The 15,897-nt window shown below is 70.6% G+C and carries 15 protein-coding genes; 7 read left to right on the plus strand and 8 right to left on the minus strand.

Annotated elements, in window-relative coordinates:
• Nucleotide 1: 1 nt before the first annotated feature.
• The 3 genes from ABXS86_RS15510 to ABXS86_RS15520 all read right to left on the minus strand — a co-directional run bounded on the left by ABXS86_RS15510 (nt 2) and on the right by ABXS86_RS15520 (nt 3,798).
• Complete coding sequence (locus ABXS86_RS15510) at nt 2–1,117, minus strand: ATP-binding protein (protein WP_373459182.1); 1,116 nt, start codon at nt 1,115–1,117, stop codon at nt 2–4.
• Between the two features lie 112 nt (nt 1,118–1,229).
• On the minus strand, nt 1,230–2,816 hold the full coding sequence (locus ABXS86_RS15515) for a molybdopterin-dependent oxidoreductase (RefSeq protein WP_353665050.1): 1,587 nt from the start codon (nt 2,814–2,816) through the stop codon (nt 1,230–1,232).
• Between the two features lie 43 nt (nt 2,817–2,859).
• Nucleotides 2,860–3,798, minus strand: coding sequence for a DMT family transporter (locus tag ABXS86_RS15520; protein ID WP_353665051.1), 939 nt, complete (start codon nt 3,796–3,798; stop codon nt 2,860–2,862).
• 80 nt (nt 3,799–3,878) lie between these two features.
• Between ABXS86_RS15520 and ABXS86_RS15525 the strand changes: the two genes are divergently transcribed.
• Nucleotides 3,879–4,361, plus strand: coding sequence for an Lrp/AsnC family transcriptional regulator (locus ABXS86_RS15525; protein ID WP_353665052.1), 483 nt, complete (start codon nt 3,879–3,881; stop codon nt 4,359–4,361).
• A 21-nt stretch (nt 4,362–4,382) separates the two neighbouring features.
• On the opposite strand, the gene ABXS86_RS15530 is transcribed toward ABXS86_RS15525, so the two are convergent.
• From ABXS86_RS15530 to ABXS86_RS15550, 5 genes are all read right to left on the minus strand, one after another.
• A complete protein-coding gene (locus ABXS86_RS15530) occupies nt 4,383–5,222 on the minus strand; it encodes a hypothetical protein (protein ID WP_353665053.1) in 840 nt (279 codons plus the stop codon).
• Between the two features lie 53 nt (nt 5,223–5,275).
• Nucleotides 5,276–5,473 (minus strand): hypothetical protein, encoded by a 198-nt coding sequence (locus ABXS86_RS15535; RefSeq protein ID WP_353665054.1) that lies wholly within the window; start codon nt 5,471–5,473, stop codon nt 5,276–5,278.
• Between the two features lie 95 nt (nt 5,474–5,568).
• Complete coding sequence (locus ABXS86_RS15540; protein ID WP_353665055.1) at nt 5,569–6,609, minus strand: aldo/keto reductase; 1,041 nt, start codon at nt 6,607–6,609, stop codon at nt 5,569–5,571.
• Between the two features lie 35 nt (nt 6,610–6,644).
• Complete coding sequence (locus ABXS86_RS15545) at nt 6,645–7,682, minus strand: methionine synthase (RefSeq protein ID WP_307213055.1); 1,038 nt, start codon at nt 7,680–7,682, stop codon at nt 6,645–6,647.
• Between the two features lie 20 nt (nt 7,683–7,702).
• Nucleotides 7,703–8,689, minus strand: coding sequence for a putative oxygenase MesX (locus ABXS86_RS15550; RefSeq protein WP_353665056.1), 987 nt, complete (start codon nt 8,687–8,689; stop codon nt 7,703–7,705).
• A gap of 116 nt (nt 8,690–8,805) precedes the next feature.
• Between ABXS86_RS15550 and ABXS86_RS15555 the strand changes: the two genes are divergently transcribed.
• From ABXS86_RS15555 to ABXS86_RS15580, 6 genes are all read left to right on the plus strand, one after another.
• Nucleotides 8,806–9,747, plus strand: coding sequence for a LysR family transcriptional regulator (locus ABXS86_RS15555; RefSeq protein WP_307213052.1), 942 nt, complete (start codon nt 8,806–8,808; stop codon nt 9,745–9,747).
• 219 nt (nt 9,748–9,966) lie between these two features.
• Complete coding sequence (locus ABXS86_RS15560) at nt 9,967–11,268, plus strand: extracellular solute-binding protein (protein WP_353665057.1); 1,302 nt, start codon at nt 9,967–9,969, stop codon at nt 11,266–11,268.
• A gap of 7 nt (nt 11,269–11,275) precedes the next feature.
• On the plus strand, nt 11,276–12,196 hold the full coding sequence (locus ABXS86_RS15565) for a carbohydrate ABC transporter permease (protein WP_353665058.1): 921 nt from the start codon (nt 11,276–11,278) through the stop codon (nt 12,194–12,196).
• Entirely contained in the window at nt 12,193–13,113 is a 921-nt protein-coding gene (locus ABXS86_RS15570; RefSeq protein ID WP_353665059.1) for a carbohydrate ABC transporter permease, read from the plus strand. The genes ABXS86_RS15565 and ABXS86_RS15570 overlap by 4 nt, the downstream gene beginning before the upstream one ends.
• The gene (locus ABXS86_RS15575) at nt 13,110–14,354 is read left to right on the plus strand and encodes an ROK family protein (RefSeq protein WP_353665060.1); all 1,245 of its coding nucleotides are present in this window, start codon (nt 13,110–13,112) and stop codon (nt 14,352–14,354) included. Before ABXS86_RS15570 ends, ABXS86_RS15575 begins: the two co-directional genes overlap by 4 nt.
• The gene (locus ABXS86_RS15580; protein WP_353665061.1) at nt 14,351–15,880 is read left to right on the plus strand and encodes a GMC oxidoreductase; all 1,530 of its coding nucleotides are present in this window, start codon (nt 14,351–14,353) and stop codon (nt 15,878–15,880) included. Before ABXS86_RS15575 ends, ABXS86_RS15580 begins: the two co-directional genes overlap by 4 nt.
• Nucleotides 15,881–15,897 lie beyond the last annotated feature (17 nt).

Consider the following 15,897-nt stretch of genomic DNA (forward strand, 5'->3'; position numbering starts at 1 on the left):
ACTACACGCACCCGGTCGGGTCGTCGTCGTCGACGCGGGGGATCGAGAGGGTCACCGTGGTGCCCTCGCCGGGTGCGCTGACGAGGCGCAGTCGGCCGCCGTGGGCGTTGGCCACGCGTTGCACGCTGGCGAGTCCGATGCCCTGACCGCCGTCGCCCTTCACGGCGTAGCGGCCGCGTTCGCCGTCGTTGGTGATCACCGAGAGGTCGTCGGGATGGATGCCGCGGCCGGTGTCGCGCACGCGCACGGCAGCGCCCTCGTCGGTCTCGAACACCGCGATCTCGATCTCGTGGTCGGAGTACTTGGCCGCGTTCTCGAGCACGTTCGCGATGGCGCGGCGCAGGCCCAGCACGTCGCCGCAGACGGGAATGGGATCCATCTGCGCGTAGACGACGCGCTCGGACGCGGCTCCCGGGAGGACCAGCGTGACGGCACCCCGGGCGATGAGATCCATGGTGGCGCGGTGGCGACCGCGCGCCGACTCCGGGTTGACGTTGGCCATGAGCGCCTCGGCCATCGCGACGATGTGGTCGCTCGCCTCGCCCGCCCGCTGCAGCAGGCGATTGTCGTCGCCGATCTCCTCGCCGATGAGGTCGAGGTAGCCGCGCAGCGCGGTCACGGGGGAGAGCAGATCGTGGGCGAAGGTGCGCTGCAGGGCGATCCGCTCGTCGGCGGCCTGCTTCTCGCCGGTCAGGTCGCGCACGATCTTGACGAACCCGAGCACCTGGCCCTGGTCGCTGCGGATCGCCGAGATCGTGACGCGGGCCCAGAACTCGGAGCCGTCGCTGCGCAGGCGCCAGCCGGTGTCTTCGACGTGGCCGTCGCGTTGTGCGGCGGCCAGCAGCGAGTCGGGCACCCCGCGTCGGCGGTCTTCTTCACGGTAGAAGCGCGAGAAATGCGATCCGAGGATCTCGTCTTCGCTGTAGCCCTTGATGCGCTCCGCACCGAGGTTCCAGCCGCGGACGAACCCGCCGCTGTCGAGCTTGACGATCGCGAAGAGGTCGACCTGATCGTCCCAGTCCTGGGGGATCGAGCGTCGGATGCTCGTCAAGGGGTGCGCCGTATCGACCCCGGGCGCGACGGGCGGAGTCGGGGGTTCTTCGGGCACGCTGCTCATCGGACGGCGCGGGCGCGGGTCGGGATACTCGCTGAAGCCATGCGTCGATCATGGCCCCCGGGAGGGGCGGACCGACAGCGATTGACATTCGCCGAACCGGTCCGCTCCCGTGTCACGAGACGGTGACGAGTGTGCGCTGCCAGCCGCTCGAGCCGTCGGGGGCGATGGGCGCCTGGTCCTGGATCTGCACGTTGCCCTGCGCGTCGGTCGCGCGGACCGCAATGTAGTGCGTGCCGGCCTCGGCGGTCCAGTCGAACTTCCACTGCACCCACGACTGGGCGTTGATGGGCGTCGAGAGCTGCGTCTGCTGCCACTCGCCGTTGTCGATGCTGACCTCGACCTTTTCGACGCCGACCGGCTGGGCCCAGGCCATTCCGGCCACGACCACGGGTCCGGCGGCGATCGGCGTGCCGATCTTGGGGGTGTCCACGCGCGACGACATCTTGATCGGCGCCTGCGCGGCGTACCCGCGAGGGGTCCAGTACGCCTCGTCCTTGTCGAAGCGCGTGACGGTGAGCTTGGTGACCCACTTCGTCGCCGAGACGTAGCCGTACAGTCCCGGAACGACCATGCGCACGGGGAATCCGTGCTCGAAGGGCAGCGGTTCGCCGTTCATGGCCACCGCGAAGATCGCGTCGAGGTTGTCGTCGGTGAGCGAAGACAGGGGAGTGGATGCCGTGAAGCCGTCCACGCTCTCGGAGAGCACCATGTCGGCATCCGCCTGCACGCCCGCCATCCGCAGCACGTCGCGGATCGGCAGCCCCGTCCAGATCGCGTTGCCGACGAGGTCTCCGCCGACCTCGTTCGACACGCACGTGAGGGTCACGCCGTATTCGTCGAGACCCATGTTGACGAGGTCGTCGAAGCTGAGCTCGATGGGGTTGTCGACCATTCCGTCGATCGACAGGCGCCACGTGGTGGGGTCGACGTTGGGAACGCTCAGCGCGGTGTCGACGCGGTAGAAGTCGGCGTTGGGGGTGATGATCGGGCTGAGGCCGTCGATCTGCCAGTTGGCGTCGTCGGGGACCGTGACCGTCGACCGCGCGGCAGGCAGGCGAAGGGCGTCGCGAGCGGCGGCGACGGACGAGGTCGCCGCGTTCAGCACACGTGCCCCGACGCCGACGACGACGGCACCGACGGCGGTGAGTCCGGTGAAGAGGAGGAAGTGGCGACGGTCGGTGCCCGTGGCCTCGACGTTCTGCGCGGTGGCGGCCGCGACCCAGCGACGCAGGCGGACCATGGCCAGCATCAGCACGAGGACGCCGGCGATGGTGCCGACGATCGGGGGGAGCCAGCTGAGGGCGCCGGCGCCGGTGCGCGTGACGATTGCGGCGGTGGCGAGGATTCCGCCGATGCCGAGCAGGACGACCCCGACGAAGCGGAAGCGGTATTCAAGAACGCCGGCGACGGCGGCCGCCACCGCGGCGCCGAGCCCGACGCCGGCGAGCAGCGCGATCTTGTCGCTCTCGCCGAACAGCGTGATCGCGAGTTCTTTCAGGGGGCGCGGGACGATGTCGACGATGAACGAGCCGACCGCGAGGATCGGGCTCGCCGAGCGGGCGACCAGTGCCGCGAGGGCCTCGGCGACGGCGAGCAGTGCTGCCGCCGATACGATTCCGGCGAGTGCGGCCCAGATCCAGGCGTGGGGGCGGCGCACCGACGTCTTCCGGTCGGTCTTCGCCGTGGTGTCGGTGGTCATGGCAATCCCTCGTCTCCGGCCGTCGCGCACGCGTGACGAGGCCTCACACCTCATTCGGAGCGGAAGGGGAAACGGATGCCGTTGGGGTGAGTGCGAAGACGGCGACGCCCGACACGATGAGGGCCAGGGCGAGGGCGAGACCCGCGGTGATCGGCTCGCCGAGCAGAGGGACCGCCACCACCGCCGTGAGCACGAGGCTGAGTGCGCCGGCCGCAGCGGGGATGCTGCTGCCGAGGTTCTTCACGGCGACGACGTAGCAGGCGGTCGAGAGCAGGCCGGTCCCGATGCCCTGCACGAGGGCGTAGCCGCCGAGGGCCCCCAGGTCGAGGGAGCCCGAGAACAGGTGCGACGGCAGGGCGCCGGTCGCGGCGAGCACGGCGGCGCCGAGGAGTGAACCGAGCGAGACGACGACGATCACCCCGACGGGGTCGAGGCGCGTGCGAGCGAGTCCGACCGTGTAGGCCGCCCACACGAACCCCGCGGCCAGCAGCACGGCGATGCCGCCGGGGCCGGCCGATCCGCCGGTGAAGACCGCGCTGGCGGCGACGCCCGCGACGATGGCAGCGAGGGCGAGGGCTCGACGGCGGGGGATGCCGCGCCGGCTGCGCGCGAAGAGCAGGAGCGTGACGAAGAGGGGCACCGTCCCGGGCACCAGCAGGCCGGTCAACGCGGCGGAGGTGAGGTGGGCGCCCCACGCGAACAGCAGGTAGTGGGGGAGTCCGGCGAGCAGGACCAGCGTGACGATGAGCGCCCGCTCCCGGCGAAGAGCGCGAAGCGTGCGGGGGATCCAGGGCGACAGCACGAGCGCGGGCACCGCGAACCGCACGATCGCGGCATCCGCCATCGTCAGTCCGGCTCCCTCGAGGGCTCGAGCCGACAGGGCGAACGACGACCAGAGCGCGACGACCGCGGCCACGGCAGCGAGGCCGATCACGGTGGAGCGAGCGAGCGCGGGGTGGCGCGGCAAGGCGAACGTGGTCACCCGCTGAGCGTAGGGATTCGCCGGTGGCAGCCGATTGCGAAAGTTGCCCGGGAATCGTCGGTCTTGGCAGAATCTGCCCGATGACGAGTGTTGATGGCATCGACAAGCGGATCTTGCACGAATTGCAGCAGAACGGGCGTCTCACGAACCAAGAGCTCGCGGATCGTGTCGGCCTCTCGCCCTCGCCGTGCCTGCGGCGCGTGCGCCACCTCGAACAGCAGGGGGTCATCGAGGGCTACCGTGCCGTCGTCGCCCCGAAGGTCGTCGGGCTGAGCATCACCGCGTTCGTGCGACTGCGCCTGGCGACGCACGAGGGCGCGACGGTGGATGCCGTGGAGCAGCGTCTGCGCGCGATCCCGCACATCGTCGAGGCGCACCTGCTGGCGGGTGACTGGGACTACCTCGTGCGGATCGTCACGCCGAGCTTCGCCGAGTACGAGCGTCTGCTGCGCGAGCACCTGCGTGCGATCCCGTCGCTGGCCTCGATCGACACCACGTTCGCCTTCGCCGAGACGAAGCCCCTGTCGCCGCTCCCGCTCGGTGAGGAGACCGCGCGCCGCTGATCGGGTCGACCGGACACTCGATCAGGAGAGGAACGCCACCGCCAGGTCGGCGATCGGGAGCCCCGAGGCGGCGATCTCGCGTTCGATCGCCGCGTGGTGTTCGGCGGGGGCGGCGAGCTGCACCTTCTCGATCCCGTCGATGGGCGTCCCGCCCCCGCCGAGGTGGAGCGCCGTCGCTCCATAGGTGTCGATGAGCCGGGTGAGGAGGTCGTGGTAGCGCTGTGCCTCGCCGGGGCCGACGACGACGCCCAGCTGCGGGCCGCTCACCTCCACGGGAGTGCCGGGGTCGACGCCCGCGGCCGTCCGCAGCGCGTCGGCGCCGGCGACGAGGGGGAGAAGGCGGTCCGCCGTCTCGCGGCCGTCGATCGTCGAGATCCCCAGGCGCGCATCGTCCCAGATCGCGGCCTGCACGTTCTCCCCGGGCGCGAGTCGGCCGATCTCGGTCACGACCGGGGCGGGATCGAACCCGACGTCGGGACACCCGCCGTCGGCCTCGCCCGCGAACGAGACGCGCGTGTCGGCGACGGTGACGACGTCGAAACCCCACGACACGGCATCCGGATACTCCGACGAGCACGCGAGGCGCCAGACCTCGTCGAGGTCGTCACCGGAGACGGTCACCGAGAGGGACGCGTGCGGCTGGACGAACAACGGCGCCTCGACCCAGCGTTCGCTCTGCACGTCCGTCACCCCGGGGATCGACGCGACGTGCGCGCCGAGTGCGTCGAAGGCGGGGTCGGAGCGCGGGAAGCGCGCCTCGTCGGCCATCAGGCCGAACATCATCACGCCCCCGCCGAGAACGGCGACCGCCGCCGTCGCAGCGGCGACGACGGCGATGCGGGACCGCAGGCTCGTCGGCATCCGTCGACCTCCTCACCCGGAGGGTACGAGGGTCGCGTGAACGCGGGGAGAACTCAGCGCGTGTTCGCGCGGTCGCCGCGCTGCTTGCTCATCTTCGCGATCACCTTGCGGCGGATCTTCTGCACCTTCGGGTCTTTCCAGACCCGGTAGGCGACGGTCCCCGCGGCGGCGGCGCGCCCGATGGCCGTGCGGGCGATGACGGCGCCCGCGAGGGCGACCGCTCCGGTCCCGATCCAACGTCCGACTCCCATGGTGACTCCTCTGCTCGCGTCGTGAGGTGTCCACCCCACACGATCGAGCAGCGGATGCCGTGCCGCTTGCGTCACCGCGGGCGATGTGCCTGCGCTCAGCGGACGGCGGCGCCCACGGGGGCGGCGAACGGCTCCAGGGCGGCGATCACGTCGTCGGAGAGCGTGGCCTTGCTCGCGTGCACCGCGTCGTCGACCTGGCTCGGACGCGAGGCGCCGATGATCGCGGTGGTGACCACGGGGTCGCGCAGCACCCACGCCACCGCCAGTTGCGGGATCGACAGTCCCGCCTCGCGGGCGACGCCCTCGATGCCGCGGATGCGCTCGAGGTAGTCGTCGGTGAGGGCGCTGCCGTCGAGGAAGCGGCTGTCGGCGGCGCGCGAGTCGGCCGGAACGGTGCCGTCGAGGTACTTGGCCGTCAGCAGACCCTGAGCGAGCGGCGAGAACACCGCGCTGCCGACGCCGAGGTCGCGCAGCGTCGGGAACAGGTCGGCCTCGGGCGTGCGGTCGAACAGCGAGTACCGCGGCTGGTGCACGAACAGGCGCACGCCCTCGGCGGCGAGCAGTTCGTGCGCGCGGCGGGTGAGGTCGGCGGGGTAGTTCGAGATGCCGACGTAGAGCGCCTTGCCGCTGCGCACGATGTCGGCGAGGGCGGTGACCGTCTCGTCGATGGGCGTGTCGGGGTCGACGCGGTGCGAGTAGAACACGTCGACGTAGTCGGTGCGCATGCGGGTGAGGCTCTGCTCGAGGGAGCGCATCAGGTACTTGCGGGATCCGCCGTCGCCGTAGGGGCCGGGCCACATGTCGTAGCCGGCCTTCGTCGAGAGGAACAGCTCGTCGCGGTAGGGGTGCAGGTGGCTGTCGAGGACGGTGCCGAAGGTCGACTCGGCGGCGCCGTAGGGCGGGCCGTAGTTGTTGGCGAGGTCGACGTGCACGACCCCGCGGTCGAACGCGTGCAGGAGGATCTCGCGCTGCGAGTCGAGCGTGCGGCCGCTGCCGAAGTTCTGCCACAGACCGAGCGAGATGCGGGGCAGACGGATGCCGCTGGCACCCGCCCGCGCGAACGGGACGTCGTCGTAGCGCGCGGTCGACGCGGAGAAGGCGGAGGTCAGGCGGGGGTCATCGGCAGCGATGGGCATGGACCGACTCTGCCACGGATGACCCCGCTCGCGCGTCAGGCCGGGACGCGCGCCAGTTCGTCGCGCAGGATGCGGGCGCCGGCGGAGAGCGCGCTCATCTTGTCGAACGCGACCTGGCGCGGCAGGGGGGCCATGCCGCAGTTCGAGCTCGCGATCAGCTTGTCGGCGTCGACGAACTCCAGGGCGCGCCGCAGGGTGTCGGCGACCTCGTCGGGCGTCTCGATGTCGTGGCCGGCCACGTCGACGGCGCCGAGCATGACCTTCTTGCCGCGGATGAGCTCGATCACATCGATCGGCACGTGCGAGTTGTGGCTCTCGAGCGACACGATGTCGATGCTCGAGCTCTGCAGCAGAGGGAACGACTGCTCGTACTGGCGCCACTCCGCGCCGAGCGTGGCCTTCCAGTCGGTGTTGGCCTTGATGCCGTAGCCGTAGCAGATGTGCACGGCGGTCTCGGCGCGCAGGCCCTCGACCGCGCGCTCGAGGGCGGCGATGCCCCAGTCCTTGGTCTCGTCGAAGAAGACGTTGAACGCGGGCTCGTCGAACTGGATGATGTCGACGCCCACCGCCTCGAGCTCCCTGGCCTCCTGGTTGAGGATGGTCGCGAACTCCCAGGCGAGCTTCTCTCGGCTGCGGTAGTGGCGATCGGCGAGGGTGTCGATCATGGTCATCGGGCCGGGAAGGGCCCACTTGATCGGGCGATCCGTCTGCTGCCGAAGGAAAGCGGCATCCGCGACGAACACCGGCCGGCGACGGCTGACCGCGCCGACGACGGTGGGCACGCTCGCGTCGTAGCGGTCGCGGATGCGCACCGTTTCGCGGTTCTCGAAGTCGACGCCCTCGAGGTGCTCGATGAAGGTCGTGACGAAGTGCTGACGCGTCTGCTCGCCGTCGCTGACGATGTCGAGGCCGCGGCGCTCCTGCTCCTGCACGGCGGCGCGCAGGGCGTCGCGCTTGCCCTCGGCGAGGGTGTCGCCCTCGAGTTCCCACGGCGACCAGAGCACCTCGGGGCGGGCGAGCCATGAGGGCTTGGGGAGGCTGCCGACGAGGGCGGTGGGGATGAACGAGTTCACGGTGGGGGTCTCCGGGGGAGTCATCGGGTCGGGAGGGCGTCGGCGACGAGCCAGGCGTCGAGCACGGCGCGGTGCGGGGTCACGAAGTGCTCCTCGGTGTACCGCCCCTGCGTGAGGCCCAGGCGGCTGCGTTCCTCGCGGTCGTAGGCGATGTCGGTGCGCGTGAAGTCGTCGTGCTCGAGGGTCGGACGGAAGACCTCGCCGGCGGGGGAATGGGCGTTGTAGATCTCGGGGCGGTAGATCTTCTGGAACGTCTCCATCGTGGCGATCGTGCCGGCCAGCTGCAGGTCGGAGTAGTCGGCGAGCAGGTCGCCCTCGAAGTAGAACGCGAGCGGGGCGACGCTGCCGTGCGGCATGAAGTAGCGCACCTGCAGGCCCATCTTGCCGAAGTACTCGTCGGTGAGGCTGAAGCTGTCCTGCTCGTACTCGAAGCCGAGCACGGGGTGCTCGACGCCGGTGCGGCGGTAGGTGCGGCTCGTCGAGACGCTGATGCACACGACGGGCGACTGCGTGTAGCGCTCGCGGTAGGCGGCGGAGCCCAGGAAGTGCTGGAAGAGCTTGCCGTGCAGGATGCCGAAGTCGTCGGGCAGGGTGAAGGGGCCGCCGTCCGCGTTGGCCGCCGGCAGCAGCACGCTGAAGTCGTAGTCGCGCAGGTACGACGAGAAGTTGTTGCCGACGATGCCCTGGTGGCGCTCGCCGGTGGCGGTGTCGACGACGTGGATGTCGAGCACCTCCAGCAGCGGGAACTCGCGGTCGGCTCCGGCGTCGTCGTCGAACTGCAGGTGGGCCGAGACGATGTCGAGCTCGACGCGGTACGTGTCCGCGCCGCCGCCGACGAGATCGTTCACGCGGCGGTCGATCATCGCGAGGGCGTTGCGCAGGTTCTGCTGACGGTGCTCGCCCCGGGCGAGGTTGGCGAAGTTGGTGGTGATCCGCGAGCTGCTCGACGGCGCGTAGTCCTCGTCGAAGCGGGTGGTGGAGATGCGGAACGTGATGTCGTTCGCCATGTCAAGCCAATCGAGAGGGGCCGGGTGGGCCGTGCGGTGATCGTGTCCCCATGGTGCGCTTCGGGCGGGGTCATCGGGTAATTCCGTTGAACTATGCGGAGGTATAGCCTTCGACTATGGCTAAGCGGTCGAGCGGCATCACCCTGCAGCAGCTGCAGTACTTCATCGAGGTCGCGGCGGAGGGCTCGATCAGCGCGGCCGCCGATCTGCTGTTCGTCGCGCAACCCACGATGTCGGCGGCGATGCGCGACCTCGAGACGCGCGTCGGTCGTGACCTGCTCACCCGCTCCGCGCGGGGGGTCACGCTGACCGTCGACGGTGTGGAGTTCCTCGGCTACGCCCGCCAGGTCGTCGAGCAGGCCGAGCTTCTCGAGCAGCGCTACCTCGGTCGCCCGCCCTCGCGGCGCCTGCTCGGCGTTTCGGCGCAGCACTACTCGTTCGTCGTCGACGCGTTCGTGCGCATGGTGAAGGCGACGGATGCCGCGGAGTACGAGTTCTCCCTGCGCGAGACCCGCACTTTCGACATCATCGAAGACGTGCGCACCCTGCGCAGTGAGATCGGCGTGCTCTTCCGTAACGACTTCAACCGCAACGTGCTCGACAAGCTGCTGCGGGACTCGGGACTCGCCTTCCATCCGCTCTTCCGCGCCGAACCGCACATCTTCGTCTCGCGGCGCAATCCTCTCGCCGGTCGCGAGCGCGCGAGTCTCGACGATCTCGCCGACCTGCCGCGTCTGACTTTCGACCAGGGTGCGAACAACTCGTTCTACTTCGCCGAGGAGATCCTCTCGACCCTGTCGAGCCGTCAGGAGATCCGCGTCTCGGATCGCGCCACGATCTTCAACCTCATGATCGGCCTCGACGGCTACACGATCTCGACCGGCATCATCAGCGACGACCTCGACCCCGAGATCGTCGCCGTGCCCCTCGAGGTCGACGAGCGCATCGAGATCGGCTGGATCGGTCGCACGGCCATCCCCCTCACCGAGCAGGCGCAGCGCTACCTCGTCGAGATGCGCGCCGTGGTGGCGGAGTTCGGGGTCGAGCTGATCGGCTGACGGCCGCGTCCTGCGGGTCGCGAAGGGCGACCGGATGCCGAGGTCAGTGGCGTTTCGAATATCGCTACATCCGCCGAAATTATCCTTCACGGTCGTGTCACGCTCCGGAAACGCCTCGTCCCTACTTTCGAGTCGAGCACCTCCACCCTATTTCGCTACTTCTACGCATTAATCGGCCTCCCCGAAGCAGCCGAGCGTACGAATCAGATCGGAGCCACCGTGTCCTTCCTCCCCTTACCCACCGCGCGCAAAGCCGGCGTCGGCCTCGCCGTCGTGGCATCCGCCACCGTTCTGCTGGCGGGGTGCGGCCGCGCCGACACCGCCCCCGCCGCCTCGGCGGTCTCGATCGGCGACGGGCCGGCCACCGGCACCGTGCAGCTGTGGGCCCCCGACGGAGACGCCAAGGCGCTCTCAACGGTGCTCGCCCCGTTCGAGGCGGCCAACCCCGATCTCGACGTCGAGATCACCCTCATCCCCTCGAGCGACTACAACACCAAGCTGCAAGCGGCACTCGCCTCGGGCACCGGCCCCGACATCGCGCAGGTCTACACCGAGGCGCAGACGCAGTTCACCGGCGGGGGCGACTTCGCGCCCGTTCCCGACGGTCTCGTCGACCCTGCCGCCTTCTTCCCCGGATCGTGGGAGGCCGGGGTCATCGACGGCGTCGCCTACTCGGTGCCGTGGTACGCCTACACCTACGCCCTCGTCTACCGCGCCGACCTCGCGAAGGCGGCGGGCGTGACCGCTCCGACCCAGTGGAGCGAGCTGTCGGGGTTCCTCAAGGGCCTGCAGAGTGCGGGTGCGGTCAAGGGCCTCGGTGCCGACGTCGGCTGGGACAGCTACAACGGCCAGGACCTCGCGCAGTACGTCTGGCAGGCAGGCGGAGACCTGCTCTCGGCCGACGGCAGCGCCTGGACGCTCGACACCCCCGAGATGATCGACGCGATCCGCTACAACGCCTCGTTCTTCACCGAGGGCACGGCCGACACCTCGGGCCCGGGATTCCTCGACGCGCAGCCGTACTTCGTCGAGGGCAAGACCGCGTCGATGTTCACCGGCCCCTGGGTCATCGGTCAGCTCGACGCCGTCGCCGGCACCGACGGGTGGACCGCGGCCAACGTCGCCACCGCGCCCGTCCCCGGTGGCGCGAGCGGCAGCATCGGAGCCGTCGCCGGCGGCAGCTGGGGCGTGCTCGCGAACAGCGACAACGCCGACGCGTCGTGGAAGGTGATCCGCGATCTGGCGGCCCCCGAGACGCAGGTCGCGCAGTTCAGCGCCATCGCCTCGCTCCCGGCCGTGCAGGCGGCGTGGAAGGACCCGGCGATCGCGAGCCAGCCGCTCCTCGACGCCTTCTTCACGCAGCTGCAGACCGCGCGCAACTACCCCCAGAACAGCACGTGGCCGCAGATCGCGACGCACATGGGCACGGTCATGGAGTCGGTCGCCAAGGGTGCCGAGACGCCCGAGGCCGCGGCATCCGACATCCAGGCCTTCGCCGAGAACCTCGGCACGGGGAAGTGAGACGCCCATGACCTCGTCGTCGACCCTGGGGACGCCGCGCGCGACGCGGCGGCCCCGGGGGCGGCGCCAGACCGGCGCCGCCTGGCTCTTCCTCGCTCCCTTCGCGGTGCTGTTCGTGCTGTTCACCGCGATCCCCGCCATCTCCGCCCTGGCCTTCAGCCTGACCGACATGCACGGCCGCGACCTTCGCGACCCGTTCTCGGTCAACCTCGTCTTCTTCGACAACTACCTCCGCCTCTTCGCCGACGAGCGCTTCGTCCGCGACATCGGCAACACCGTGCTCTTCGTGGCCGTGGGAGTCCCGCTCACCATGGCCGTGGGCTTCGTGCTCGCGCTCGCCCTGAACACCGGCATCCGGCACCTGCGGGGAACCTTCCGCGCCGTCTTCTTCGCGCCGGTCGTGACGAACATCGTCGCCGTCGCGCTCATCTGGCAGTACGCCTTCAACGCCAACGGCACCGTGAACGAGGTGCTCGCGGCGATCGGCTTCGCCGGACCCAACTGGCTCGACGACCCGAACCTCGCCATGCCGGTCGTGATCCTGCTGGGTGTCTGGCGCAACTTCGGCACCGCGATGATCCTGTTCCTCGCGGGTCTTCAGGCCGTGCCCGAAGACGTGCACGAGGCGGCCGCGCTCGACGGGGCGAACGGGTGGCGGCGACTGCGCCTGATCACCGTGCCGCTGCTCATGCCGACCATCCTGCTCGTGTCGGTGCTGCTGACCGTCTTCTACCTGCAGGTGTTCGACGAGCCGTATCTGCTCACAAACGGCGGACCGCTCGGATCGACCGAGTCGCTCGCGCTGTACACGTTCAACCAGTTCGGGTTCGGCAACTTCGGCACCTCGTCGGCCGCCTCCGTCATCATCCTGCTGCTCGTCGCGATCGTCAGCGTCGTGCAATTCCGTCTGCTGAGGCCCCGCACATGACACTCCTGCGCACCCCCGAACGCTCCTCGCTCGCGCCGTCGGCGGAGTCCGGCACCGCTCCCGTGCCCGCGACGCCCGAGTCGCCGCGCCGCGCCCCGCGCCGCCTCCCCGCGATCGCCCTGTACGGCGCCCTCGCGCTCGCCGCGGTGCTGACGCTGCTGCCGTTCGCGTGGGTCGTCAGCGGATCGTTGCGCTCGCTCGACGAGATCCGCTCCGACCCCGGCGCATGGCTGCCCAGTGCTCCGACGCTCGACAACTTCGTACGCCTGTTCACCGGCGAGGGGTTCGCGGTCTACCTCGTGAACAGCCTGGTGGTCGCGGCGATCGTCGTGGTGGGCAACATCGTCACCGCCTCGCTCGCGGGCTACGCCCTGTCGAAGTTCGACTTCCGCGGCAAGAAGCTCGCGTTCGGTGCGGTGCTGGCGGCGCTCATGGTGCCCTACACCGCGGTGTTCGTGCCGCAGTTCGTCGTCACCGTGAACCTCGGTCTGATCGACACGCTGGCCGGCATCGCGGGGCCGAGCATCACCCTGCCCCTGTCGATCTTCATCATGCGCCAGTACGCCTCGTCGGTGCCCGATGAGCTGCTCGAGGCCGCCCGGCTCGACGGGGCGGGCGAATTCCGCACGTTCTTCCGCGTGTTCCTCCCGCTTGCGGGGCCCGCGGTCGCCACGATCACGATCATGTCCTTCCTCAATTCGTGGAACAACTTCATCTGGCCGCTCATCGTCGCCCAGAGCACGCGCACCTACACGCTGCCGGTGGGGCTGGCAGCCACCAACAAGGCGGCCGCGAACCTCACCGACTACGGGCTCAGCCTGGCTGGTGCGCTCGTGGTCATGCTGCCGGTGCTGGTGCTGTTCCTCTTCCTGCAGCGCTACTTCGTGCAGGGCATCGCCGCGACGGGCATCCGGTGAGCGGCCGCCTCCCCGCCGCCGCGGGCCGTCCGACGCGGCGCATGCCGATGCGCGGCGTCGACCCGAGTGCGCTGCGCCGGCTGAACACCTCGGTGACGCTGCGCGCGTTGGCCATCGAGTCGGACCCCGTGTCGATGTCGGCCCTCGCCGAGGTGACGGGCCTCTCGCGTCGCACGATCGAGCTGATCCTCGACGACCTCGTCTCGGCGGGGTGGGTCGTCGAGCTCGAGCGCGTTCCGACCAGCGGAGGCGCGGGCCGGCCGCCGCGACGGTTCGAACTGCGGGCCGAGCACTCGGTGCTGGTCGCGGTGCGCGTGACCACGCTCGCTGCGACCGCCGTGATCGCCGACGCCCGCGGCCGCATCCTCGGCCGTGCGCACGACGCCCTCACCGACTACCTCGACCCCGCGAAGAGCCTCGACCTCACCGCACGCCTCGTCCACGATGCGCTCGCCGACGCCGGGGTTCCCGCCGACCGGCTGCGCGCCGGAGCGATCGCCGCCGGTGGAGCCATCGACGAGAGCGGCGTGATCCGCCGCCTCGTGCACGCCGAACCGTGGGTGGGCGTCGACCTTCCCGCCGAGCTCGCCCGCCGCGTGCCGGTGGCGTGGTTCGCCGACAACGACGCCAACCTCGGCGCCCTGGCGGAGCAGTGGCGGGGAGCCGCGCGCGATCACCGCGACATCGTGTGGGCGATCCTCGGCAACCGCACCGGTCTCGGCACGCTCATCCGCGGCGCCGTGCACCGCGGCTTCCGCGGGGCGGCGGGCGAGATCGTCGAGGCCGAGCAGCTCGACGCCCAGTCGTTCGCCGACCGGCCGATCGGCTACCTCACCTCCCCCCACGACGAGGAACGCCTCCTCGCGGCCGACGTGCTCGACCGGGCGCGCGCGGGCGCCGACGATGCGGTCGCCGAGGTCGACGCCTTCGTGCAGCACGTCGCCGCGATCCTCACGACCCTGTCGTGGACGATCGCCCCCTCTCTGATCGTGCTCGGCGGGGGCCTCGAGGCCGGTGCCGACCTGCTGCTGCCGCGCCTGCGCGCCGCGCTCGCCGAGGCACGCGCCCCCGACATCGAACTGCGCGCGAGCACCATCGGCCCCGACGGTCCGCTGATCGGTGCCCTGCGCTTCGTGCTCGACCGCATGGACACCGAACTCTTCGGCCCCGTCCTTCCTTCGGCATCCGACCATCAGACGTCGTCCGCCGCACCCCGCACCCCCCAGGAGCAGAACGCATGACCCCCACCAGCCACCCCGACGTCCTCATCGTGGGCAGCGGCATCATGGGCGCCATCGTCGCCCGTCTGCTGCGGCAGCACGACGCCGGAGCGCGCATCGTCATGATCGACGGCGGCAGTCCCATCGGCGACACCCCGGGCCTGCACCTCCACGACGTCGCCGATCCCGACCTGTGGGACCGCTACAACGAGCGGGTGTCCTCCGGCATCCAAGGCATGTACACCGGCGCGGAGGTCGTGCGCGAGGTGGCTCCGGATGCCGCGGACCTGACGCCCGGGATGTTCCACGCCCTGGCGCTCGGCGAGGACGCCGACGACATGCCCGCGAGCGCCCTCGCATGGAACGCCGGGGGAATGGGCATCCACTGGACGGCGGCGACTCCCTGGCCCTCCGGGTTCGAGACGTTCGCCGGGGAAGGGGACGACGCGTGGGCGGCGGATCTCGCGACCGCGCGCGAGGCGCTGGGGGTCACCCCCGTCGCGTTCCCGCCGACGGCGCCCGGGGCGATCGTGCTCGACGTGCTGCGCGGTCTCTTCGCGGGGGGCGGATCCGCCGACCGACGCCCGCAGCCGATGCCGATGGCCGTGCACCGTGCGGCGAACGGATCGCTCGCGCGTACCGGGCCGGCGACGATCTTCCCGCCGATCGGCGGGGAGGACGACGCGGACTTCTCGCTGATGACCGGGAGCCTGGCGACGCGCCTGCTCGTCGACGACGACTCCCGACGCGTCCTGGGCGCGCGCGTGCGCGACGTCGCCACCGGCGTCGAGAGCGACCTCTTCGCCCACGCCGTCATCGTCTGCGCCGACGCCGTGCGCACCCCGCAGTTGCTCTTCGCCTCCGGCATCCGCCCCGATGCCCTGGGCCGCTACCTCAACGAGCACGCCTTCCTGACCGGTCGCGTGCTCCTGGACCTCGACGCGTTCGGGCTCGAGCTGGCCGATCTGCCGCCGCTGCAGCGAGGGGAATTCTGCACCGACTCGCTCTGGCTGCCGCACAACGGAGCAGACCAGCCGCTGCACGGCCAGATCATGAACACCACCTACGCGGATGCCGCGGGCGAACCCCTCGCCTACTCCGTGGGCGTCTCGCTGTACACGCCCGTGGAGTCGCGGCCCGAGAACCGGCTGACGTTCTCGGAGACCGAGGTCGACGTGTTCGGCATGCCGCGGGTCGCGTTCGACTTCTCGTACTCCGAACGCGATCTCGCCCACATCGACGGCGCGCGGGCGCAGCTGCAGCGCATCGCCGAGAAGCTCGGCCCCTTCGACCCCGCCACGGAGTCTGCCCTGCTCGAGCCGGGGTCGTCGCTGCACCTGACCGGTACCGTCCGCTCGGGTGAGACCGACGACGGCGCGAGCGTCTGCGACCCCGAGGGGCGCGTGTGGGGCTGGCAGAACCTTTTCGTCGCCGGGAACGGGGTCATCCCCACCCCCGTCGTGGCCAATGCCACGCTCACCGGCGCGATCACGGCCGTCCGTGCCGCCCGCGCGCTCAGCCGTCTCACGGCGCCCGCTTCGCTCTGACACCCGCTTCCCCCCCC

The sequence above is a fragment of the Microbacterium sp. che218 genome (assembly GCF_040436305.1).
Lineage (GTDB): Bacteria > Actinomycetota > Actinomycetes > Actinomycetales > Microbacteriaceae > Microbacterium > Microbacterium algihabitans.

Coding starts and splice junctions, on each gene's coding strand:
- ABXS86_RS15510 (WP_373459182.1), bottom strand. CDS start 1,117: ATGAGCAGCGTGCCCGAAGAACCCCCGACTCCGCCCGTCGCGCCCGGG.
- ABXS86_RS15515 (WP_353665050.1), bottom strand. CDS start 2,816: ATGACCACCGACACCACGGCGAAGACCGACCGGAAGACGTCGGTGCGC.
- ABXS86_RS15525 (WP_353665052.1), top strand. CDS start 3,879: ATGACGAGTGTTGATGGCATCGACAAGCGGATCTTGCACGAATTGCAG.
- ABXS86_RS15530 (WP_353665053.1), bottom strand. CDS start 5,222: ATGCCGACGAGCCTGCGGTCCCGCATCGCCGTCGTCGCCGCTGCGACG.
- ABXS86_RS15535 (WP_353665054.1), bottom strand. CDS start 5,473: ATGGGAGTCGGACGTTGGATCGGGACCGGAGCGGTCGCCCTCGCGGGC.
- ABXS86_RS15540 (WP_353665055.1), bottom strand. CDS start 6,609: ATGCCCATCGCTGCCGATGACCCCCGCCTGACCTCCGCCTTCTCCGCG.
- ABXS86_RS15550 (WP_353665056.1), bottom strand. CDS start 8,689: ATGGCGAACGACATCACGTTCCGCATCTCCACCACCCGCTTCGACGAG.
- ABXS86_RS15555 (WP_307213052.1), top strand. CDS start 8,806: ATGGCTAAGCGGTCGAGCGGCATCACCCTGCAGCAGCTGCAGTACTTC.
- ABXS86_RS15565 (WP_353665058.1), top strand. CDS start 11,276: ATGACCTCGTCGTCGACCCTGGGGACGCCGCGCGCGACGCGGCGGCCC.
- ABXS86_RS15570 (WP_353665059.1), top strand. CDS start 12,193: ATGACACTCCTGCGCACCCCCGAACGCTCCTCGCTCGCGCCGTCGGCG.
- ABXS86_RS15580 (WP_353665061.1), top strand. CDS start 14,351: ATGACCCCCACCAGCCACCCCGACGTCCTCATCGTGGGCAGCGGCATC.